Genomic DNA, 22,565 nt, shown 5'->3' with positions numbered 1-22,565 from the left:
ATGTCCGGCAACACGCTAACAGGCGTTTACCAAACGCATTGCACTGGTTGAATATCGGCTCAGAAACGGAGGTACCAATGCACGTGACCCTCCCCCACGGTGTGCAACTACGCTACGATGATGCAGGAAGTGGACAACCGGTCGTCTTGTTGCACGCCTTTCCGCTGAGTGCGGCACTATGGCGGGCGCAATTGAGTACATTGGGTGATCGCATGCGTATGATTGCCCCTGATCTACGCGGGTTTGGCGGCTCGCCGGCGACACCGCTGCCACAGTCGCTCGATGACTATGCAACGGATGTCCTGGCATTACTCGATATCCTGAACATCGAACGGGCAGTGCTGGCCGGCTTGTCAATGGGAGGCTACATTGCCTTCGCTCTGCTGCTGCGGGCACCAGAGCGGATCAGCGGCCTGTTGCTGGCCGATACCCGGGCAACTGCCGATAGTGAGGAGACGCGGGCAGCACGGGCCGTTAATGCCAGGATTGCGTTGGAAGAGGGAAGTGCGGCACTGGCCGGACGAATGTTACCCAATCTGGTAGCACCGGGGGCAAGTGAGGCGCTACGGGCCGAGCTGCTGAGTATCGCTGCGGCGAATCCACCAGAAGGGATTGCCGCGGCTCTCCACGCCATGGCGGCTCGCCCCGATTCGACGCCGCTGCTGGCCGAGATTCGGGTGCCGACAACTGTTGTCGTCGGTGCGGAAGATGCTCTCACCCCCCCTGCTGAAGCGCAGGTGATGCACAATGCGATTGCCGATAGTCGTTTCGTCGTGATTCCACACGCCGGCCATCTCAGTGCGATTGAACGGCCAGCAGAGTTTAATCTGGCGCTGGTCGAACTGGTGATGCGGGTTGAGGCAGCATCCAGAACATGAGGTACGGGTAGGGGCGAGGCATGCGGCGCCCCTACGGTATGTGCGCAAACAGGTCACGTCATACGGTAAGGCCCTGGCAGGAGGGTGATCCGCGCATATCCGCTGCATCCGTGAGCATCCGTGGTGGTCATCCTCAGAACACGGATGAACGCGGGTTTGGCGGGTGCACGCGGATGGGTTGGGTGCCTCACGCAATGGTACCAGCAGGAGGGTGATCAGCGTATATCCGATGCATCCGTGAGTATTCGTGGGGATCATCCGCAGCACACGGATGGACGCGGGTCTGGCGGATGTGCGCGGATTTGCTGGGTGCCTCACGCTATGGTACGGCAGGAGGGTGATCCGCGCATATCCGCTGCATCCGCGAGTATCCGTGTATCATCCGCAGCACACGGATGGACGCGGGTCTGGCGGATGTGCGCGGATATGCTGTTAGCACCGGTGATCTGCTTCTGACAAATACATATTGTGCAAGTGAGCGTTGGATGATGGGCAGATTGGAGCACATGCATACCTGTATCTTGCCAGATTTGATAGAACACCCTCTAACCTCGATCCTCATCGAGAGCGGCCAGCAACAAATCACCCTCTGCCGGCGAGATACGACCATCGGCAACCATCTGCAAGATCGAAGCCCGTTGCTGTTCTCGTTCGGCCTCACTCATCGGGGGCTGTGACGGGACAGGGCGAAGCTGCACTGTTGGCCCGGTTGCCGGCGGATGCGGTGGTGGTGGTGGCGCTGCCGGCGGATGCGGTGGTGGCGGCGGATTTGGCGCAGCCGGGGGCGGCGGTGGTGGCGACTGAATCCGACTCAGCGCCCGTTCGACCGCTTCAAGTGCTCCATTCAGACCGGCAGCCGCAGCCTGACGGGCCTGTTCCTTAATACGCTCGATCCGTTCGGGATCAAGACGCCACTCGCGTTGATTGATCTTAACGCGCACCCGTTCTGGCCCGGACTCGGCTTTCCAGCGCCGGGCCTGCTCGGCGAAGCGTTCAGCCGCCGCACGGGCACGCTCGCCCGCACGCGGATCGTCGCCGGCTAGCGCACTTCGCAACTCGGCGGCCAGTTCACGCCCCAGTTCACTTAGCTCGCGCCCCAATTCGCGGCCAAGCTCACTCAGTTCTTGCCCAAGCTGCGCACCGATACTGCTGAACGAATCGACCTGACCTGCGCCTTTAATCGCGAGATCACCACCCACATGCAGATGGATGCTGGCGTTCCCCTGACCATAGCGCAACTCCAGCATCTGACCGGGTATTGAAGGTCGGGTTTCAATCCCACTCACTTCACCTCCGACAACCGCGTTGATGGTCAGATCAGGCGTTTCGGGGAGCACGATGACTGCATCACCGCCAACCTGGGCCCGTATGGTGCTACCGGCTGTGGCAGCGGCATGAAGACGGAGATCACCACCAATAGCCGTGATCATAACGTTGCCGGCAGCCTGTTTGACAACGCAGTCACCTCCGACATGACTGACTGTCAGGTCACCGGTGACATTGTTGAGTTCCAAATCACCACCAATCGTCACCATCCGACCGTTGGTGATAGTTCCTGCTTCAACATCGCCGGCCACCGTCTCAACCGTGAACTGATCGATCTGGGCTTCGGAGGCATCAACATCACCGCTCACCGCCAGGCACTGCACGCGACGGGCCTGTCCTGTGAGTGTCAGATCACCGTTGACACGATCAAGCTGCACATCGGCGGTACCGGTGAGTGTAAGTTCAACGTCGCCATTCACGTTACCGACCCGTAACTGCTCGCTCAAACCGGCCACCTCAAGATCGCCATCAACCCGATTGACGGTCAGGCTCAACACACCACGCCCATTCACATCACCCGCCACTCCAGCCAAATGGACGACTGGAACCTCAGTGAGTGAGACATCACCGTGGACATCAGCAGTGACGCTCAATTCAGCGACGGTCGTTGCCGTGAGATCACCTTCGAGCGAGCCGATGGTGGCCTGATCGGTAATCTGGCGCAGCGAAAGATCTCCCTCAACACGCTCGGCGGTAAGGCGATAGAGATTCTGGGCACGGGCATCACCGTGGATCACGACGATCCGCACATCAGCAGTCTCTGGCACCGCAAGCTGGAGATCGTCAGTACACGGGCTGACAACCAGACCATCGGCTTGCGCAGTCACCGTCACCTGTCGATCATCACTCTGCCATTCGATCAGCGGTTCAGTCCAGCCTCGGATCGTAAGATCGCCGTGAACCGACTGGATGATAAGTGTTACCGGCAGATCAACCGAAAGCCGTTGTTTCATGCAAACCCTCCTCATGGTGAAGACTACGGTTGTACCAGGGGTTATTCGATCACAATCTCAATCCGTTCGCCCTCTTCCAAATCCTGCCATTCCAGCAACAGACCGGTAGTTCCACGTTCCACGCTACGGATCAGCTCTTCCAGGGCACTACCACTCAATTGCGGAGCCAGCCGAGCGCCGAGGCGCAGACCAACATTAATCAGGCTCACCGGAATAGCTACCGACGCTTTGAGGCGTTGGGAAGGGAGATCGGTGACGCGAATGCGCACCAGACGCGCCTGACTGCGCTCGATTGGCCGGGGATCGGCACTCAGGGCATCGAGCAGACGCGCAGCTTCCGCAGCCGACAGTTGCCCCTGCTCGACCATTTGCAGAATCCGGTGCCGTTCTTCATTTGCGCTGTTCATGGTCAGCTCCCTTTAGCAGACGCAAGGCCTCTTCGACCGAAATCTCGCGGGCAGCAAGCCGGTCGAGAATCTGACGCCGATCAACCCGCGGTTCCTGTTCAGGTGTACCGCCGAGCAGAGCAACAATTTCATCGAGGCGAGCGCGGGCCGTATTGTAGGCAATGTCGAGTTCAGCGGCGAGGCGTTGAATATTCCCGCGATTCTTGACCAGCAACTCAACGAATGCAAGCTGATCAGGCGAGAGACGACCAATCCAGCCCAGGCTAAAACGACCCTCGATGACAATGCCGCTCTCAGGTGATTCGAGACGGGTGACGATTAACTCACCACCGGTGATGGGGTCACGGGTCAGTAGTGGATACATAGCAACCTCCGTTAGCGGGCATAGGTAAGATGGCGAGAGCGTCGATCCGCAGCGTAGCGCAACAGGTAGGCACCAAACCGAATCAAGCGCAAGCCGAACCAGCGGGCAAGGCGACGAGCGATGGGCGAACGCGGAGGCTGGTGGAGTGATGCGACACCGGCAACACGTTCCTGCATCTCGCGAGCGTACAGTTGCTCGTGGTGGTAGAGGTCGCGCATCATAGGAACTCCTCTCGTTACTTGGTTGGTAATATTTGCCAATCTGATAGAGATATTACCATCTCAATTGGTAATTGTCAATACTTATGTTGGAAATTTTTGCCATTTTATCATCATATTTCTGCAAGGCAGATAAACGGAGAGATGACGCCCTCGATCTGTGGTTTTTAGCACTGAGACATGGAGGGCACAGAGATACCATCTCCCTATGCCGGCAATGGTTGCGTGGTGATATACAAACCAGGGTGGCAGGGACGCAGCGTGATGAGGCGTGGTACGCTGCGGTGCTACGGTGAGTAGTGACGAGCACGCATGTCGTGCCTATGACCAGTGACGACCGGCAGCATCGTGGGTGCGGGCGCTATGCATCGGCACGCAAACCGACAACACGATATACGGACCAGGCGAGAGGCTATACCACAGTGGGCGTTCCACTGGCGAATCGCTGGTGGGTTGTCGCAGGTGCAGGCACACTGACCGGTTTCATTCATTCACGCTCAGGTAGAGGGCCAGGGTGATGAGTAGTGAGCGTGTGGTGTGTGTGCTGCTCGCCGTGGTGATTTGCGCACGCCCCCACCCCAACCCGCCCCCGCTGGAGGCGGAAGGCGCCGGTACAGGATGGCTCCTGCTGTCGTGCGCTGATCCAGGCTCGCGCTTCGGCGCGCCGGAGGCGCGCGCTCCCAGTCCTGGCGGAGGCGCGCGCTTCCAGTCCTGGCGGAGGGTCGCACTGCCAGTTCTGGCGGAGGCGCGTGCTTCCAGTCCTGGCGGAGGCGCGTGCTTCCAGTCCTGGCGGAGGCGCGTGCTTCCAGTCCTGGCGGAGGCGCGTGCTTCCAGTCCTGGCGGAGGATCGCACTGCCAGTTCTGGCGGAGGGTCGCGCTGCCAGCCCTGGCAATGCGTTGGCGATAGTCATGGGTGCAGGATGTTAACCGGACATGCGGTATGATCTGGAACAGTCGGTACTGACGGACGTTGCGACACTGCTCCCGGACAAGGCTTTGCGAAGACAGGCGTTACGATGATGTCAACCCCACGCGCTCAACGTATAGCAACCCTCGCAGGTGATGTTGTCTTCGGTCTGATCTGCCTGCTCGGTGTGATAGCTTTTCTCTACCCCTTTTTTCTGGGCCGTGCCGAAACCGGATTCACCCAGGCACATGCCACCACAGCCCCGATCTTTTTCGCCCTTCTCGGCCCGGCACTGCTTGTCCTGTTAATTGCCGAACTCAGTGCCGGTCGGCTCAATACCCGTATGGTCGCTATTTTGGGTGTGCTCACAGGGGTCGTAGCGATCTTGCGTCTACCGGCGGGGCCGGCAGACTCGCCTACGTTCTTTTTTCTAATCATCCTGATTGGCTATGCGTATGGATCGCGTTTCGGCTTTCTGATTGGCACCCTGGCCCTGCTGGTCTCGGCACTACTGACCGGGGGCGTAGGCCCGTGGTTGCCGTTTCAGATGTTCGTGAGTGGCTGGATGGGCATGAGCGCCGGTTTTTTGGCACCACTGGGACGACGATTCCGTCCTGGGGGATGGGGCGAGGTTGTGCTTCTTGGCGGTTTTGGTTACGTTTGGGGCTTTCTCTTTGGTGCCTTGATGAATCTGTGGTTTTGGCCGTTTGCGCCGCCCGGCGAATTGGGCTGGCTACCGGGCAGTGGTCTGGCGGCAACAATTCAGCAATATCTCCGCTTCTATATCGTCACGTCGCTGGCGTGGGATGCGGTACGGGCACTTGGGAACGTTATTTTGATTGCACTGCTGGGGCGGGTTGTGCTGAAAGAACTGCGCCGTTTTCGCGAGCGCTTCTGGTTTACCACTGCAACATAAACCCCTCCTCTGCCATAGAGGAGGGGTCGCGCAAGGAGGAGGGAAATTTCGCTTACTATCGGGCCAGAGCGCCACTCACTTCACCACCCGCCGGAGCACCGCTCAGATCCGGGTAGGCAACCATCCCGTGCTCGCCGATGTCGAGACCAGCCTCTTCCTCGGCCTTGCTAACCCGCAGACCAATGGTAGCCTTGATGGCGAAGAACATCAACGCAGCGGTTGCAACCGTCCACAAACCGATAGCGACAACACCAACGAACTGCGAGATGAGCAGGGTCAGACCGCCGCCGTAGAACAGGCCGGTCGTACCGGTGTTACCGGGGACGGATGCGAACAGACCGACCGCCAGCGTACCCCAGATACCGTTAACCAGGTGTACCGGAACTGCGCCAACCGGATCGTCGATCTTGAGCTTCTCAAGCAGTTCTGCCGAGAAGACGACAATCGGACCGGCGATGAAACCAATGATGATCGAGGAGAGCGGATCAACGTAGGCACAGCCAGCGGTGATCGCGACCAGACCACCAAGCACACCGTTCAGTGTCTGACCAAGATCGGGCTTGCCATAGCGCAGCCAGGCGGTGAAGAGAGCACCCAGAGCACCGGCGGCTGCGGCCAGATTGGTCGTAACGGCAACCAATGCCACCGCATCGGCATTAGCCTGTGAAGCGATTGCCAGTTGCGAGCCGGGGTTGAAGCCGAACCAGCCCAGCCAGAGGATGAAGGTGCCCAGCGCAGCGAGTGACATGTTGTGACCGGGGATAACACGGGGCTTGCCATCGGGGCCGAAGCGGCCAAGACGCGGGCCGAGGATCATCGCACCAACCAGTGATGCCCAGCCTCCGACGCTGTGGACAACCGTGCTTCCGGCGAAGTCGGTGAAGCCCCAGTTCCCCTCGGTGCTGCCGCTGTAGGTATTCAACCAGCCGGCGCCGCTCCAGACCCAGTGGACGACAACCGGATAAATGAAGAGCGAGATGATGAAGCTGTAGATCAGATACGCCGCAAACTTCGTGCGTTCGGCCATTGCCCCGGCCACAATCGTTGCAGCCGTACCGGCAAACACGACCTGGAAGAACCAGCTTGCCATCACCGGCACTTCACCTTCAGCCGTAACCGGCGAGAGGAAGAATTGATCGGTGCCGATAAATCCACCCGCTGAAGTACCGTATGCGATCCCCCAGCCGACTGCCCAAAAGGCAATCGAACACATCACGAAATCCATCAGGTTCTTGAACAGGATGTTGGTTGTGTTCTTCGAGCGGGTCAAGCCGGCGGTCAACATCGCGAACCCGGCCTGCATAAAGAAGACCAGCGCTGCGGCAACAATCAGGAAGAAGGTATTCATTGCAACTGCCAGTTCAGCAGTGGTTGGCCCTTCCTGAGCAAAAGCGCGTCCGGTACCCACCAGCCAGAGACCAAGGCCAAACCCAAGACCGAGACCGATCTTTGTGCGCCATGCAAGCTTCATGAGAACTGCTCCTTTAACCTATACCTAAGCGATTGCATGTGATGCATGGAATGATCTTCTAAAAACAGCTCCATGCACTTGTAACATTTGCACAAACCATCCGCCTCTGCCTCGTTGCAGGCCGTCTGAGCACCATCGCGATTGCAGGCATTACAGAGTGCCCGCTATGGACTTGTAAACAACTGACAAATTGAGGATTGATGATAAAGTCTATCCAGAAGCCATTTCTCTCTCTTGCGTTTGCGGCTCTAAACTGCAACATCGCAGGAGATGCCCGCATTACGCACGTTCACCCCCTCGCTATCCATGCATCGTGGCATTCACCAGATTGTGCACTCATTGGTGATGGTATGATAACAGGCCTTCATGGAGTTGCCAATAGACAGGATTGCCAATATCCAGGTAGAGAGGATTAGACTTTTTGTCCAAATTGGTGGCAAGGTGACAGCATTCTTCTCACCCCTGGTCTTCTTCCGTCCAGCGGAAGAGGGGAGATCAGCAGATCGTGCTGGAGCTTCCCGATACGGCAGCAGGTGTGTTGACTGGAAGTTATCTCCTGACATTACTGACAGACTACATGATCGTGACGATAGCACACGGCATACCCGTGACCGGTAGGGTGAACGACATGACATGCGCCTGGCACGAAGCGCGGCTGATGAAACAGTCATGCTGCCGCACTTCAAACAACGTGACTGTACCACGGCCCGCAACAGGGATGCACCAGCGGTTGACACCAGCGCTCGCTCCTGTTCTCCGTCCAGGCGTTGACGAAATTCATTTCGTCCAACGCTGCACGTCACCAGTCCATCGCGAGACACCAGTCGCTGACGAAGGCGCTTGCCATCCCTCCGTCCATGACACCGTAGGGGCGGGTTCTAAACCCGCCCCTACGCATGCGGCGCTTCTGCGTATAGATCGCCTCGACCAGGGTTGTCCCGCGCATACCGTACCGCTACTATTCAGCAATACCTCTGGTGCTGCACTGAATGATGTATCGCTGGACGCCCGTAGGGGCACGGCATGCCGTGCCCCAAAGCGGGTTCCCCGCCTCATCAACCCTAACCTTCACCCCACGTTCTGCGTCGGAAACCGCTGTGGATCGAACAGTTGGATAAGTGGCGGGTGGTACTGGCAGCAGCCAATGTGGTGCTCGATGAGATTGTCTTTCTCGAATCGCCCCCCAACCTGCCCTCGCCAGGCTATGCATTACCCATACATCACATCATGTGTTACCAGCAGCAGGTGGAGTTGTGCGTAGGAGTTACCGGCGAGCGACGATGTCGTGCAGGCGGCGCAGCCCACGCCAGATGGTCTTCACACCCGGTTCCCCGTCATGCGGTTGTTGCGGAAGCACTGCATCCACACTTCAAATATGTGACACCAGGATAGTGAAGATGCAAAAATCTAACTTCTCACAATAGTCAAAATTTGGTATAATCAATATTCAAGAATGGTACGGATCTGGTACGCGCTAGCGATCCCCTCTGAGCCTCCTCTCGGTCGAGTTCGGACGCAACGCAACCCCACACCGGCCACGAACCCTTCGTTGTTGTGCTAGAGGAGTAGCGAGCCATGAGCTTCGCAGACAAAACCCTGACCTGTCGGGATTGCGGGATGGATTTCGTCTTTACAGCGGGAGAACAAGAGTTTTACGCCGCCAAAGGCTTTGTGAATGAGCCGGTACGTTGTCCGGCTTGCCGCAAGGCGCGTAAGTCTCAAATGAGCGAGGCGTCTGAACGGCGACGACCGACAGCCGCTCCGGCGAATCGCGAGCGTGTTAATTATCGGGTGACGTGCGCCAGTTGTGGTCAAGAGACGACTGTCCCATTCGTACCACGCGGCACTAAGCCCGTCTACTGTAGTTCGTGTTTCAGTAAGATGCGCGGTAATCAGCGGTCGTTGTTTTAAGGATCGACCCTGAAGAATAGTAGGGTGGGCGCAGGCTCCATCTGCGTCCACCTTCATTTTCTGCACGTTCGTGCAGTTGGTACAGCCGTGTTCCTCACATCCAGGATTCACCGGATTACTGGAAGTCATCGCATTCATCTTCCGCAGACTAAGACTAGATGATCGTGGCGATCACGGATGTCGCATCCGTGGTCGGTACAAACAACGCCTGGAGTCGAGCACGGTGAATGCGGAACCCTTGCTTGCGCACGCTATTGCAGCGCTCAGTGGTGTGATTGCACTAACGATGGTAGAGGCGCACAGCCGGGTGTCCTTACCGCCGCAGTATGACTCACTCTGCACGAATGCCCCCACCCCAACCTGCCCCCGCCGAGGGCGGGAGTCGTCAGTGCGGGGTGTGTTTCCGCTCATGCCTTCCGTTGAGTCAGATGTGATTACGCTAACGATGGTCAGTAGGGGCGACGCATGCGTCGCCCCTACCGCCGCGGTAGGATTCACCTGTGTCAATGTCACCAATGTCGTCCTGACTATTCAATAAGAATTCGGTAATAAAAATACTGACAGGTAGGACGCACCTGCACCAACGCCTCCGTCCCCACTCTGTGCGCCAATCCCCGCGTCGCCTGGTGCCACATTGCATCTGGCGTGATAGAAGTCTCGGCTCGCAATCTAACGATTACGCTGACGCCACACCGGAGCGATCATTGCGCCTGCGTTTGCGACGGCCTACCGGCGGCTTGCGGGTGGCACTTCAGCACGGGGATGAAATCCGAACCCAAGTTGCTACCTTTACCACTACAGAGGCACAGAGGACTCAGAGGATGAGTATAACCCGGGTTGCTTCTGTGAGGCGTGACATAACACATCCATAGGAACTGGCTACGATCCACATCGTTCACGCGGTTGCGCCATACGGTGTTGAATGCAACGTCGTGTTATTCATCCTGACAGTCAGACTCAACAGCCTGCTCATAGCACGGGTGACAACTTGAGTTATTTGAAGGTTCACGTCTTCGCGCAAGCGTTTGTATCACCTGAAGGATTTATCGACAAAATATTTGCAAAGCATTGACAATGATTGTTCATCGTGGTATATTACTTACCGGTCGGTAAGAATTAGTTAGACGAGACTGTTGAAAGTTATGGAACAAACCCTGCTGCCCGATCCGCGTATTAGCGATAGCCCCACCGCGCTCCGCATCCTCGATGTGGCAGCGCAGCTCTTTATGCAGCGTGGCTATCGGGCAGTTTCGATCAACGACATTATTCAGGTTGCCGGTATTACCAAGCCAACCCTCTACTACTACTTCAGCGACAAGGAAGAACTCTTTGTGCAGATGGGGTTGCGTGTGCTGGCAGCAATGCACCAGCCGCTAACCGATCTGGTTGGCGCTGACCGCCCACTGAACGAGCGTCTTCAGGCTATGGCAACGGTGCTGATGGACTATGAAGGCGATATGCGGATGATGCGCCACGAGATGATGGAGCATCTCGGTGACGCGGCCCGGGCCAGGTTGAGTGTTGCCTTTTACCGGCATTTGTTTGCCCCCCTTACCCGGGTGATGGACGAAGCAATTGCCGCCGGTTTGATCCGCAGTGATCTTTCGGCGGCGACAGCAGCGATGCTGTTTCTCAGTCTCTGTGAAACCTTTCACGAGATGGCTCCCCCCAATCCGATGGCGCAGTGGGTGGGTAGCGTCTCCCCGTCTCTGTTAGTCGATCTCTTTTTGCACGGCGTTGGCCAGTCCACTACGCCCAATTCTTCAGCAGGAGCAGTACAGGCATGAGCACGTTACCCCAGTCTCGACCGCGTTTTGGTTTACCCCGTCTCCCCTGGCCGGTGTGGATTGCGGCCGGCCTTTTGATTGCAGTTATCGCGACGGTTGTTGTTCGTTTCACTGCCGCATCGACGGCCGATCCGCTGGCCGGTCTCAGTCTGGCCCCGGTAACCCGTGGCGATTTGCGGTTGACCGTTAATGCTACCGGTTCGGTTGAACCGAACCAGACCGCTGAGTTGAGCCTGACGCTCGGTGGTCGGGTGCAAGAGGTGCTGGTGACGGTCGGGCAGCAGGTTGCGGCGGGTGATCCGTTGCTGCGCCTTGATGACCGCCAGTTGCGGGCCGATGTGGCAGCGGCTGAGGCAGCCGTTGCTCTGGCTCAGGCCGATTTGCAGGCGCTACGCGAGCGGGCAACGCCCGAACAACGGGCTGAGGCCGAGGCGCTGGTCGCCGCTGCTCAGGCCGGGCTGGCGCAGACGCAGACCAATGTGACGCCGGCAGATATTGCGGCTGCGCAGGCTGCGGTGACCGAAGCCCGTGAGCGTTTGCAGAAGTTGCTGAACGGGGCTACGAATGAGCAACGGGTGCGCGCTGAAGCAGCTCTGGTGCAGGCCCAGGCCGAACTTGAGCGGCAGCGCGACCTGCTCTCGGCGGCTAAATCTGAGGCCCTGGCACGAGTAGAAGCTCAGGCCAATGCTTTGCGTAACGCTCAGAGTGCATACAGTGATGCCTACTGGAATTGGGAGCATGTGAAGGCAAATGGTACCGATCCGCGCACTGGACGCTCTCTCAATGAGACCGAGCAGCGCGATTTTGAACGCGCGTTCGAGCGAGCGGCACGAACATTGGCCGATGCAGAATCTGCATTAGCCCAGGCCCAAATCGCGTATCAGACGGCGGTGCAAAATGAGGTGAGTGGTCTGGCGGCGGCTGAGGCACGGGTAGCCAGCGCAAAAGCCGATCTCGATGCTATTCTGGCCGGCCCTGACAGCGATGCCATTGCGGCGGCCCGGGCGCAACTGGCGCGGGCCGAGGCCGAGCTGGCCCGTCTGACCGGTGCGGCACGGCAGAATGCGATTGCTGCCCAGCAGGCACAACTCGCTGCGGCGCAAGCCCGTCTTGCCCAATTGACTGCCGATCCACGCGCCAGCGATCTGGCCCGCGCCGAAGCTCGCCTGGCCCAGGCTCAGGCGCAACTCGAAGCGGCCCGCATCCGCCTGGAAGAGGCTACGCTGCGCGCACCATTTGCCGGTGTGGTGGCCGCTGTGAATGTTTCGGCGGGTGAAGCGGTCAGTGGTCAGACCCCGATTGTCCTGATTGATGTCAGTCGCTATCTGGTGAAAGTGACGGTTGATGAAGTTGATGTGGCGCGGGTTGCGCCTGGGCAGCCGGTAGAGGTGACCGTTGATGCTCTGCAGGGGCCGCCATTCCGCGGTGAGGTGGTGAACATCGAGCCGCTTCCCGCCGGTACCAGTGCCGTTACCGCTTATCGCGTGACCGTTGCCTTTGATCCGTCCGGTCAACCGGTGCGTGCCGGGATGACCACCACGGCTGCGATTATTGCCGCCACGCGCAGCAATGTCTTGCAGGTGCCGGTGACTGCTCTTCGCAATGAAGGTGCCAAGACCATGGTTCAGGTTGTCACCACCGATGAAAATGGGCAGCGCACCATCAGCGAGCGGGCCGTCCTGGTTGGATTGCAGGCCAACGGTCTGGTCGAAATCAAGAGTGGTCTGGCCGAAGGCGAGCAGGTTGTTGTGCGCTAATCAAATCCTGGAAGGAGTGCCACTGTGACGACTGAATATCGAGGCCGGCCAATTGTTGAGTTGCGCAATATTCGCAAGACGTTCCCAACCGGCGATGGCGAATTTGTTGCGCTGGACGATATTAGCCTGACAATTGAAGAGGGCGAGATGGTCGCCATTATGGGGCCATCGGGGAGTGGTAAGAGTACGCTGATGACGCTGATCGGGTTGCTCGACAGCCCGACAAGTGGCGAGTATATCCTCGATGGCGTTGATGTCTCGCGCCTGAACCGCCAGGAACAGGCCCGGATTCGCAATCGGAAACTGGGCTTCGTCTTCCAGAACTTTAATCTGTTGCCCCGTCTGACGGCGCAGAAAAATGTTGAGTTGCCACTGGTGTATGGTCGGGTCGGCGCGCGCGAACGGGCCGAACGGGCGCGCGCAGCTCTGGAAGCGGTCGGTCTGGGCCACAAGCTCAATAACCTGCCCAACACCCTGTCGGGCGGGCAGAAGCAGCGGGTGGCGATTGCGCGGGCACTGGTGCATGATCCGGCGATTATTCTGGCCGACGAGCCAACCGGTGCCCTCGATACACGCACCGGGGCCGAGATTATGGCGCTCTTTCGCCAGCTCAATCGCGAACAGGGGCGAACTATCGTGATTGTTACCCACGATCCGGAGATTGGCCGGCACATGGATCGGGTGATCGGTCTGCGTGACGGACGCCTGGTTGACAATATCTTGAGCGAATACTACGGGGTTGAGGTGCTGGAGGAGGTTGAGCGGAGTCGTGATCTGGAGCCGGTACCGGTTCCGGTGCGGCGTCAGCCAACCGACGAGGCCGCCTGATGCACTGGTACGGCCAGACCATGATGAGAGGGAACTATGCTCACTGAGTTAATTGCAATGGCGTTTGACAGCCTGCGCGCTAATAAATTTCGCTCGTTACTGACCATGCTCGGCGTCATCATCGGCGCGGGGACACTGGTTGCAGTGTTGTCACTGGGTAACGCCTTGCAGGGGCAGGTCTTTGAACAGTTTGTCGATCTGGGTACCCGCCGGATTGCCGTGACGCCGGGCGATCCGCGGGCGAAGGGTGCCCGTGATGTGCCCGGCTACGGTCTGCTCTCGATCCAGGATTTTCAGGTGTTGAATCAACTGGTTGCTGACCGTCCTGATCTGTTTCGGGCGATTGCGCCAGAAATCACGGTCAGCACCCAGGCGCGGGCCGGTACGGTCGCTTTGCAGACCCTGCTGGTTGGCACCAGTGCTGACTATCCCCAGGTTCAGCGCACACCGATGCTGCACGGTCGGTTTTTAACCCCCGCCGATGAAGCAACCGGAGCGCGGGTTGGGGTGCTGGGCTGGCTGGTGGCCCGTGATCTCTTCGGCACCGACAAAGAGGCGTTGCGGAATGTTATTGGGCAAACGATTGAGGTGAACGGCCAGCCGATTGAGATTATCGGCATTATCAACGAAAACGGCGGGCCGTTCTCGACCGATGGCCGCATTTTTACCCCGGTAAGCACCATGCGGCTGCGGCTGATCGGCGATCTTGACCTGCCGGGGCGCGGGTTGCAAATGAGCAGTATCCTGCTCGGCTTGCAGAGTGAACAGCAGGTCAACGAAGCGGTGGCCTTGATCGAACGCACGTTGCGGGCGGCGCGGAATGTTCCCGCCGATGCCATCAACGACTTTGATCTCCAGACCCCCACGCAGGCGCTGAACGTGCTGGCCGGCATCAGTACCGCGATTACCGGTTTCATTGCCGTAGTCGCCGGGATCAGTCTGGTCGTTGGTGGCATTGGCATTATGAACATCATGCTGGTCGCGGTCACCGAACGCACCCGCGAGATTGGGGTACGCAAGGCACTGGGGGCCAGTGATGGCGATGTGCTTGGTCAGTTTGTGATGGAAGCGGTGGCGCTGAGTCTGGTGGGCAGTATAATCGGTGTGATCGGCGCAATCGGCATTGTCTGGCTGATCAGCACGGTGAGCGGCATTGCCACCGGCATCTCGTGGATCGGCATCGTGCTGGCCCTGACCTTCGCGTCGGTGATCGGGATCGGGTTCGGCTACTACCCGGCCCGCCGGGCCGCACTGTTGCCGCCGATTGAGGCGTTGCGGTATGAGTGACGAGCAGGTGCGACGTTGCACCACATTTTGCTCAACAGTGTGCCAGGGGTGATCCTCGTGCTGAAGCGTTTTCAGGTGTGTTACCGGTGCGTAGGGGCGGGTTCAGAACCCGCCCCCTCCCTGCAGGGGCGACGCATGCGTCGCCGCTACGGGTGTGAGGCGGGGCTACCAGATTTATCTCAGTAATCATCATCGCCCAGCCAGATGATCCTGAAAACGTATGTTATCCCCGTGACCGGCAGAATAACCGATGCGACATTGCCCGGTATCATGCATGGCAACTGCAAAAGCCACGCTCCCGCACTCCAACCCACGCGAGGTAACTACATCCTATCTGGCAGTAGACGGACGACCCCTGTCTTAACCTTCCGGGCTGGTGACCAGTTCGGTACCGGCGACCCAGCCTTCGCGCCCGTCGGTTGTGCGAATCTGCCACCACGGATAACCGTCTTTCTCTTGCGGGCCGGCCAGTAGCGTGAGTTGGGTGCCGGGGGGCAGGCCGTCGAGGACGGTTGAGTCGAGGCCAGGGGCGCTGCGCAGGCGCAGATTCTTGCCGCCGGCCTTCTGCACATACGCCACACCACCAACCTGTAAGCCGCCGGTTGTGGGGGTGGCTGCCGGGGTGCTGGGGCCGATCTTGACCACGCCACTGCTGCCCAGCGCACCGATGGCCCCACCGATGTCGGTGGCGGACGCCGTTGGACTCACTGTTTTGCCGCCGGTACTGGCTGTGGCCTGTTGATCGCGCAACCGTTTTAGTTCAGCCTCCATCTGCGCCAGCCGTGCTTCGGCCTCGGCCAATGCCTTGCGAGCCTGTTCGGCGGCTGCGGCATCCTGCTGCGCTGCCTCAAGTGCTTCCTGCAACCGCTTAATCTCTTGCGCCTGGCGACCGATCTGATCGCTCATCGAACGCAGTGCTTCGCCGACCCCCTTGCCCGCCTCGCCCTCGTCCTTCTTGCTGCCATAGTTGATCATGGAACGACTCCTTCCCTTGCGCACCGCCACCGCATCTACGGTTAGATGCATTATAGCTGTTCCCGGACGTGTTGTCAGCGTGGTAGATCGGCCTGGATCGCCTCTGCGCAACGTTCGCCACTGAGCAGGGCAGCATTGATGCTACTGGCTTCCGTCACTTCCCCGGCCAGATACAGACCACGCCGTTCGGTTCGGTTGTCGGGCAGGTTGGGGTGCAGGCCGGGTGGTTGGCGGAACTGACTGAACGGAATCCGGTCAACCCGCAGGATACGGGCATTCGCCAGCGCAGTGGTGGCTGTGGCTTCGTTGATGAACATGCGATTCAGATCGACCATCGCGCGGGCGACGACCGTGCTGTCGTCCTGTTCGGGAACGCCGAGGATCGCTGCGGCGTAGAGATGCCAGCCGGTGGGCGCATAGCCCGGTGCCACTGCACTCATGGGGGCAAGGGTGTTGACAAAGGCTTTTTCGTCGGCATTCAGGATCAGCTTCTTGCCCCGATACAGCGGCTGGCGGGTGGCCAGCCAGACACACGCCGAACCGAGCTGGCCTTCCGGCATCGGTAAACCGCTGAGGCGGGCTGTTTCGGGGGCCGGGGTCGCCAGGACGACGGCGTCGGCCATCATTGTACTGCCGTCGGCGAGACGCACGCCGCACACCCTGCCAGATTCCTCTACCAATGCCACCGCCCGTGTATTGAGCCGTATGCGTCCGGCTGTGCGCAAGTCAGTAGCGAGCTGTTCGGCAATTGCGCCCATCCCCCGATTCGGCACCACCGTCTCACCGTCGCTCATCATCTTGAAGTTGAACCGGAAGCACTTGGCGCTGGTTTGTAGCGAACGATCCAGAAAGATGCCGCCGAAGAAGGGGCGGAAGAAGCGGTCAATCATCTGGGTACTAAACCCCAGTGCCCGTAACTCTTCAATCGTGGTGCGGTCCGGGCCGGCCAGCAGGTCATCAATCGTGTGCCGGCGCATGCGCAACGCCACCTGGAGGGTGCGGAGTTTATCGCTGAAGGGAACGACCGGTGCCAGTACAGCTCCGGCCAGTGCCGCAGGATCGCGATCCCGGAGTGGATCGGTTAACACGAAGTGACGGCCTTGCCAGACGACAATCGCGCCTGGATCGAATGCCCGCAGGTCTAACGCCGCGAGCTGAAGTTGCCGTTGTACCGCCGGATACGCGGTAAAGAGCACCTGAAAGCCACGGTCGAGGATAAAGCCATCAACCTGATCAGAACGCACCCGGCCACCGAGACCATCGGTGGCTTCGATCAGAGTTACCTCATACCCCTTGCGGTGGAGTGTCCGCGCACACACCAGACCGGCGACACCGCCGCCGATAACAAGTACCTGCATACTCCTTCCTTCTAGGTAAGCACGTTACCATTTCGAGTATACTATGTTTCACAGCGAGCCTGCTCGAAAGGATAAAGGGGGACATCATGATTCACAACTTCAATCCCGGCCCGGCAGCGTTGCCGCCTGACGTAATCGCACGTGCGCAGGCGGAACTGGCTGATTACCACGGCTGTGGGATGTCCGTTCTTGAAATAAGTCATCGCAGCAAGGAATACGAGGCAATCAATGCGGCAGCGGAAGCCAATCTGAAGGCGCTGCTGGGTCTGGGTGACGATTATCGCGTGTTGTTTATGCAGGGCGGCGCCTCGATGCAATTTGCCCTGATCCCGCTCAACCTGTTGCCTGCCGGTGCCACTGCTGAGTATATCGTCACCGGTACCTGGGGCGAGAAGGCGTATGAAGAGGCGCAGCGGGTCGGTGCGGTGCGGTTGCTGGCAAGCACAGCCGCCGATGGCTACCGCAGTTTGCCGTCCATCGATGCCATTACGCCTGACCCACAGGCGGCCTATCTCCACCTTACCACTAACGAGACGATTCAGGGGGTGCAGTGGCCGGCTGAGCTGCCCGATCTCGGTTCGGTACCGCTGGTCGCCGATATGAGCAGTGATTTTCTCTCGCGGCCATTCCCGGCGCAGCGCTTCGCGCTGATCTACGCCGGTGCGCAGAAGAACCTGGGGCCGGCGGGTGTTACTGTGGTCGTGATTCGGCAGGATATGATCGAGCGCGGACGCAAAGACCTGCCGGTCATTATGCGCTATGCCACGTTCGCCAAAAACAATTCGCTTTACAACACGCCACCCGTCTTTGCGGTGTATATGGTGAATCTGGTGTTGGAGTGGATCAAGGATCAGGGTGGATTGGCGGCGATGGCCGAACGGAACGCCCGCAAGGCGGCACTGGTCTACGCCGCGATTGATGGTAGCGATGGCTTCTACAGCGGTCACGCGGTGCCGGCAGCACGTTCGCTGATGAATGTAACCTTCCGTCTGCCCACGCCCGAACTGGAAAAGCAATTTCTGAATGAAGCCCAGGCCGCCGGGATGGTCGGGCTGGCCGGTCATCGTTCGGTAGGCGGCATTCGCGCATCGCTGTACAACGCGGTCGCGCCGGAGTCGGCGGCAGCCCTGGCCGACTTTATGCAAGACTTCGCCAAACGCCATGGATGAGCATCCTTACGCGGCAGCCATCACCTTCATCCCGGTCACCGATTTGCAGGCGAGTGCACGGTGTTACGCCGATGCACTCGGCCTGCCGCTGGTGCTGGATCAGGGTGGGATTCATATCTACCGGGTAGCGCGGGGTGGTTACCTCGGTTTGTGTCAGCGCACTGAGCCGGCGATTGCCGATGACCGTCTCATCCTGACGATTGTCAGCAGCGAGGTTGATGCAATCTACGAGCGGCTGGTTGCCGCCGGTATTGCCACCGACGGCCCACCGCGCGAAAACCCGCGCTATCGCATCTACCACTTCTTTGCCCGCGATCCCGATGGCTATCGGCTAGAAGTGCAGCGGTTTCTCCATCCGTTCGACGAGGGTTGACGCAGTTTCAGCCATCTGTGACCGGCCAGAAGCTGGACTGCCCCCGCCCATGCCCATCCGCTGCCATCCACGGGTCGCACCCTTCGTGGGGCAAGAACTTGATATAATGCCACCGGGATTGGCCGGACATCGCTTACCTGGTTATCTACTACGTCGAGATATTCGCTTATGCGTGTTGTCATGCTCTCGAAGGCCGTGGTCGCCGGGGCCTACCAGCGCAAGCTGGAGGAGATCGCTCGCCTTGGGGTAGAGTTGACCGTTCTGACCCCAGACGGCTGGCGTGAACCGCGGGTTGGACTTATCCCTCTTGAACGGCGCTTCACCGACGGCTATACCCTGCTCACAGTGCCTATTGTCTGGAATGGTCATCATCATATTCATTTCTACCCCGGCTTACGTCCGCTGCTCGCCCGCCTGCGGCCACAGGTCTTCCACATTGATGAAGAGAGTTTTAACCTCGCTACCTTTCTGGCCATGCGGGTCGGACTGGCGGTCGGTGCACGGTGCTGTTTCTACAACTGGGCCAACATTGATCGGCGCTACCCACCACCGTTCTCCTGGTTTGAACGCTACAACCTGCGCCACGCCGCGCACGCGATTGCCGGGAACCAGGAAGCGGCAGCCATTTTACGCCGTCACGGCTACAAAGGGCCGCTCAGCATTATCCCCCAGTTTGGGGTTGATCCCGACCTCTTCACGCCACGTGATGCAGAGCGCCGGCGCTCAACCTTTATTGTCGGCTACGTTGGCCGGCTGGTGCCGGAAAAAGGGGTAGCCGATCTGGTGCAGGCGCTGGCCGGTCTGCCGTCCAGTGTCCGGCTGCGGCTGATCGGTGATGGGATCGAGCGCACACGCTTGCAAAAACTGGCGGCAGAACTGGGGGTGAGCGAGCGGCTTGAGATCAGGCCGGCAGTGAGCAGTACTGCGGTGCCGGCAGCGATGCGTGATCTTGATGTGCTGGTCTTGCCGTCGCGCACACAGGCCAACTGGAAAGAGCAGTTTGGGCGGGTATTGATTGAAGCGATGAGCTGTGGCGTGCCGGTGATTGGATCGACGTGTGGCGAAATCCCGCACGTTATCGGCGACGCCGGGATCGTCTTTCCCGAAGGCGATGTCGCTGCGTTGCAGTCAGCACTTATGCGCTTGATCGAACATCCCGATCTCTGGCACGACCTGAGCCGGCGCGGACGGCAACGGGTGCTGGATTCGTTCACACAGGCAGCCATCGCCCGTCGTCACGTCGCCGTCTACGAGGAGATGGCGCGATGAGCGGCGAGCAGTACCTGAATAAAAATCGAGCTGTAATGTTCTTTTCAGGCAGAGATTGTATGCTGGAAAGCAGCATTCACCAACCGTAAGGAGTCACCGATGCCAATTAAATCAGATCGCTGGATTCGCCGTATGGCACTCGAACACGGCATGATTGAGCCGTTCGTTGATCACCAGGTACGCCGGGGGGTCATCTCGTATGGTCTGACCTCGTATGGTTACGACATGCGCGTCACCGACCACTTCAAAGTCTTCACCAATGTCTACAACGCCCTTGTCGATCCGAAGCAATTTGATCCGCGCTCCTTTGTTGATATTCGTGCCGATTACGTCGATATTCCACCGAACTCGTTTGCGCTGGCGCAATCGCTGGAGTATTTTCGCATTCCCCGCACGGTGAGTTGTATCGTGATCGGCAAATCGTCGTATGCCCGCTGCGGCATCATCATCAACGTTACCCCGCTCGAACCGGAATGGGAAGGCCATGTCACGATTGAAATTAGCAACACGACCCCGCTCCCGGCGCGCATCTACGCGCACGAGGGCATTGGGCAGGTCTTGTTCCTGGAGAGTGACGAGCCGTGCGAGGTGTCGTATGCCGACAAGAAGGGTAAATATCAGGGACAGACGGGGATCGTGCTGCCGCGGATCGATCCGTAAAGCCGCGAGACGTTGTGGCAACCACAACGTCTCGCTCGCAACCACAATCACACTTCCATAACCATCGGCAGTACCATTGGCCGCCGCCGCGTCTCGCGGTAGAGGAATTCGCTCACCACATCGCGAATTTTGCGATTGATGTAGGCTGCGTCCACCGGGTTGCTGCCATTGCGGTTGGCCAGGGCAGCGCGCACCGTTTCTTTGGTGGCCTCGATCAAATCCTGGCTCTGGCGCATATAGACGAAGCCACGCGAGACCACGTCTGGCCCGGCAACGAGCTGACCGGTGGCGCTATCAATGCTCACCACCACGATCAGCATACCGTCTTTAGCCAGCAACTGGCGATCACGGACAACCACATTGCCCACATCACCAACCGTCGTACCATCAACGTAGATATACCCAACCGGGGCCTTGCCGGTAATCTTACCGAAGCCGGGGGAGAACTCCATAATCGTGCCCCCTTCGGCCAGCAGCACCCGCTCACTGTCGGGCACCGCGCCAATTGTTGTCGCCAGCTTGCGGTAAAGCATCAGGTGGCGATAGTCGCCGTGGAAGGGCACAATGTAACTGGGGCGCAGCAACGCCAGCACCAGCTTCAACTCTTCCTGCGCGGCGTGCCCGGAGACGTGGACCCGTGCTTCAGGGCCATAAATCACATCAGCCCCCAGCTTGAAGAGGTTGTTGATCACCTTATTGACACTCACCTCGTTGCCGGGAATCGGCGTAGCCGAGAGCACTACGGTGTCGCCGGGTTTGATCTTGACATTCGGATAGTCACGGTTGGCCATGCGGTTAAGGGCCGACATTGGCTCACCCTGGCTACCGGTGCAGACGATGGCAATCTCCTCGTCGGGGTAGGCCGACATTTCGTGCGGACGGATGATGGTGCTCTCATCGGCCCGCAAATAGCCTAACTCGAAGGCGATGCGGGCATTGGTCTCCATACTCCGCCCGGCCAGCATCACTTTACGGCCATACGCCTCTGCCGAGTCGATTACCTGCTGCACTCGACTGATGTTTGAGGCGAAGGTTGCGACAATGATCCGGCCCGGTGCGGTAGCGAAGATATTATCAAAGGCTTCACCAACAGTCGCTTCACTGGGGGTGTAGCCTTTTGATTCAACCCGTACACAATCGGTTACCAGCACCAGCGGCTTGCGATTACCAAGTTCGGCAATCTTCTCCAGATCGGTTGGTCGGCCATCAACCGGCGTGTGATCGAGCTTCCAGTCGGTCAGGTAGACCAGCAGACCGGCAGGTGTGGTAATGGCAAACCCGACTGCATCGGGGATGGAGTGGGCAATGTGGAAGGCTTCGACATTGAACTGACCAACCTGAAACGGCACCCGTTCATTGATTTGAACGGTCGTCACCTTATCGTGCAAACGATGTTCGCGCAACCGATTGCCAAGCAGGCCCAGGGTCAGTTTGGTACCGTAGATCGGTGGAAAACCTAAATCGGCGATCAGATGTGGCACGGCGCCGATATGGTCTTCGTGACCGTGGGTGAGGAGAATACCGCGAATATGATCCGTCTTCTCGCGTAAGTAGGTAATGTCGGGCAACACGAGATCAACACCGAGCATATCGGCATCGGGAAACATGACACCACAGTCAAGAATGACGATGTCATCGCCATACTCGACCACCCACATGTTCCGACCGACCTCCCCGGCGCCACCGAGTGGAATCACACGGAGACGTTGTTTGGCCATAGATTTCTACCAGGATCGTTGTGCAGACGATCC

At 58.9% G+C, this 22,565-nt stretch carries 19 protein-coding genes; 11 read left to right on the top strand and 8 right to left on the bottom strand.

Features of this window, described 5'->3' with window-relative positions:
* The first annotated feature begins 77 nt into the window (after positions 1 to 77).
* Positions 78 to 878: an alpha/beta fold hydrolase gene (locus CAUR_RS05280; RefSeq protein ID WP_012256896.1), complete on the top strand. Its 801-nt coding sequence runs from the start codon at positions 78 to 80 to the stop codon at positions 876 to 878.
* Positions 879 to 1,423: 545 nt separating this feature from the next.
* Here CAUR_RS05280 and CAUR_RS05275 read toward each other — a convergent pair.
* Genes CAUR_RS05275 through CAUR_RS05260 form a run of 4 tightly spaced genes read right to left on the bottom strand, consistent with a single transcriptional unit; the run spans position 1,424 to position 4,149 of the window.
* Positions 1,424 to 3,157: a DUF4097 family beta strand repeat-containing protein gene (locus tag CAUR_RS05275; protein WP_012256895.1), complete on the bottom strand. Its 1,734-nt coding sequence runs from the start codon at positions 3,155 to 3,157 to the stop codon at positions 1,424 to 1,426.
* Between the two features lie 41 nt (positions 3,158 to 3,198).
* Complete coding sequence (locus CAUR_RS05270) at positions 3,199 to 3,564, bottom strand: SHOCT-like domain-containing protein (protein WP_012256894.1); 366 nt, start codon at positions 3,562 to 3,564, stop codon at positions 3,199 to 3,201.
* Positions 3,548 to 3,928 carry a DUF2089 domain-containing protein gene (locus tag CAUR_RS05265; RefSeq protein WP_012256893.1) on the bottom strand — a complete coding sequence of 127 codons (381 nt, stop codon included), beginning with the start codon at positions 3,926 to 3,928 and terminating at the stop codon, positions 3,548 to 3,550. The genes CAUR_RS05270 and CAUR_RS05265 overlap by 17 nt, the downstream gene beginning before the upstream one ends.
* Before the next feature lie 11 nt (positions 3,929 to 3,939).
* Positions 3,940 to 4,149: a hypothetical protein gene (locus CAUR_RS05260; RefSeq protein ID WP_012660586.1), complete on the bottom strand. Its 210-nt coding sequence runs from the start codon at positions 4,147 to 4,149 to the stop codon at positions 3,940 to 3,942.
* A gap of 1,013 nt (positions 4,150 to 5,162) precedes the next feature.
* On the opposite strand from CAUR_RS05260, the gene CAUR_RS05255 reads away from it, so the two are divergent.
* Complete coding sequence (locus tag CAUR_RS05255; RefSeq protein ID WP_012256891.1) at positions 5,163 to 5,969, top strand: ECF transporter S component; 807 nt, start codon at positions 5,163 to 5,165, stop codon at positions 5,967 to 5,969.
* Between the two features lie 55 nt (positions 5,970 to 6,024).
* Here CAUR_RS05255 and CAUR_RS05250 read toward each other — a convergent pair whose 3' ends face one another.
* Complete coding sequence (locus CAUR_RS05250; RefSeq protein ID WP_012256890.1) at positions 6,025 to 7,440, bottom strand: ammonium transporter; 1,416 nt, start codon at positions 7,438 to 7,440, stop codon at positions 6,025 to 6,027.
* A gap of 1,575 nt (positions 7,441 to 9,015) precedes the next feature.
* Here CAUR_RS05250 and CAUR_RS05245 point away from each other — a divergent pair.
* The 5 genes from CAUR_RS05245 (at position 9,016) to CAUR_RS05225 (ending at position 15,010) form a co-directional block, all read left to right on the top strand.
* Positions 9,016 to 9,351 carry a zinc-ribbon domain containing protein gene (locus CAUR_RS05245; RefSeq protein ID WP_012256888.1) on the top strand — a complete coding sequence of 112 codons (336 nt, stop codon included), beginning with the start codon at positions 9,016 to 9,018 and terminating at the stop codon, positions 9,349 to 9,351.
* Between the two features lie 1,142 nt (positions 9,352 to 10,493).
* On the top strand, positions 10,494 to 11,138 hold the full coding sequence (locus CAUR_RS05240) for a TetR/AcrR family transcriptional regulator (RefSeq protein WP_012256887.1): 645 nt from the start codon (positions 10,494 to 10,496) through the stop codon (positions 11,136 to 11,138).
* Positions 11,135 to 12,895, top strand: a complete 1,761-nt coding sequence (locus tag CAUR_RS05235; RefSeq protein WP_012256886.1) for an efflux RND transporter periplasmic adaptor subunit — start codon at positions 11,135 to 11,137, stop codon at positions 12,893 to 12,895. The genes CAUR_RS05240 and CAUR_RS05235 overlap by 4 nt, the downstream gene beginning before the upstream one ends.
* Before the next feature lie 24 nt (positions 12,896 to 12,919).
* Entirely contained in the window at positions 12,920 to 13,723 is an 804-nt protein-coding gene (locus tag CAUR_RS05230) for an ABC transporter ATP-binding protein (protein WP_012256885.1), read from the top strand.
* A 36-nt stretch (positions 13,724 to 13,759) separates the two neighbouring features.
* Positions 13,760 to 15,010 carry an ABC transporter permease gene (locus CAUR_RS05225; RefSeq protein WP_012256884.1) on the top strand — a complete coding sequence of 417 codons (1,251 nt, stop codon included), beginning with the start codon at positions 13,760 to 13,762 and terminating at the stop codon, positions 15,008 to 15,010.
* Between the two features lie 360 nt (positions 15,011 to 15,370).
* Here the strand turns inward: CAUR_RS05225 and CAUR_RS05220 are convergent, their stop codons facing one another.
* Positions 15,371 to 15,985 (bottom strand): SH3 domain-containing protein, encoded by a 615-nt coding sequence (locus tag CAUR_RS05220; protein WP_012256883.1) that lies wholly within the window; start codon positions 15,983 to 15,985, stop codon positions 15,371 to 15,373.
* Positions 15,986 to 16,059: 74 nt separating this feature from the next.
* Positions 16,060 to 17,343, bottom strand: coding sequence for an NAD(P)/FAD-dependent oxidoreductase (locus CAUR_RS05215; protein ID WP_012256882.1), 1,284 nt, complete (start codon positions 17,341 to 17,343; stop codon positions 16,060 to 16,062).
* 86 nt (positions 17,344 to 17,429) lie between these two features.
* On the opposite strand from CAUR_RS05215, the gene serC reads away from it, so the two are divergent.
* The 4 genes from serC to dcd all read left to right on the top strand — a co-directional run bounded on the left by serC (position 17,430) and on the right by dcd (position 20,814).
* Complete coding sequence (serC, locus tag CAUR_RS05210; RefSeq protein ID WP_012256881.1) at positions 17,430 to 18,512, top strand: 3-phosphoserine/phosphohydroxythreonine transaminase; 1,083 nt, start codon at positions 17,430 to 17,432, stop codon at positions 18,510 to 18,512.
* Entirely contained in the window at positions 18,505 to 18,885 is a 381-nt protein-coding gene (locus CAUR_RS05205; protein WP_012256880.1) for a VOC family protein, read from the top strand. The genes serC and CAUR_RS05205 overlap by 8 nt, the downstream gene beginning before the upstream one ends.
* Before the next feature lie 168 nt (positions 18,886 to 19,053).
* On the top strand, positions 19,054 to 20,154 hold the full coding sequence (locus tag CAUR_RS05200; protein WP_012256879.1) for a glycosyltransferase family 4 protein: 1,101 nt from the start codon (positions 19,054 to 19,056) through the stop codon (positions 20,152 to 20,154).
* A 99-nt stretch (positions 20,155 to 20,253) separates the two neighbouring features.
* Complete coding sequence (gene dcd / locus CAUR_RS05195) at positions 20,254 to 20,814, top strand: dCTP deaminase (RefSeq protein WP_012256878.1); 561 nt, start codon at positions 20,254 to 20,256, stop codon at positions 20,812 to 20,814.
* A gap of 47 nt (positions 20,815 to 20,861) precedes the next feature.
* Here the strand turns inward: dcd and CAUR_RS05190 are convergent, their stop codons facing one another.
* A complete protein-coding gene (locus CAUR_RS05190) occupies positions 20,862 to 22,532 on the bottom strand; it encodes a ribonuclease J (RefSeq protein ID WP_012256877.1) in 1,671 nt (556 codons plus the stop codon).
* Positions 22,533 to 22,565: the final 33 nt, after the last annotated feature.

Origin of the sequence: Chloroflexus aurantiacus J-10-fl (assembly GCF_000018865.1) — a bacterium.
GTDB classification, from domain to species: domain Bacteria; phylum Chloroflexota; class Chloroflexia; order Chloroflexales; family Chloroflexaceae; genus Chloroflexus; species Chloroflexus aurantiacus.
This window is presented reverse-complemented; position numbering and strand designations above follow the sequence as displayed.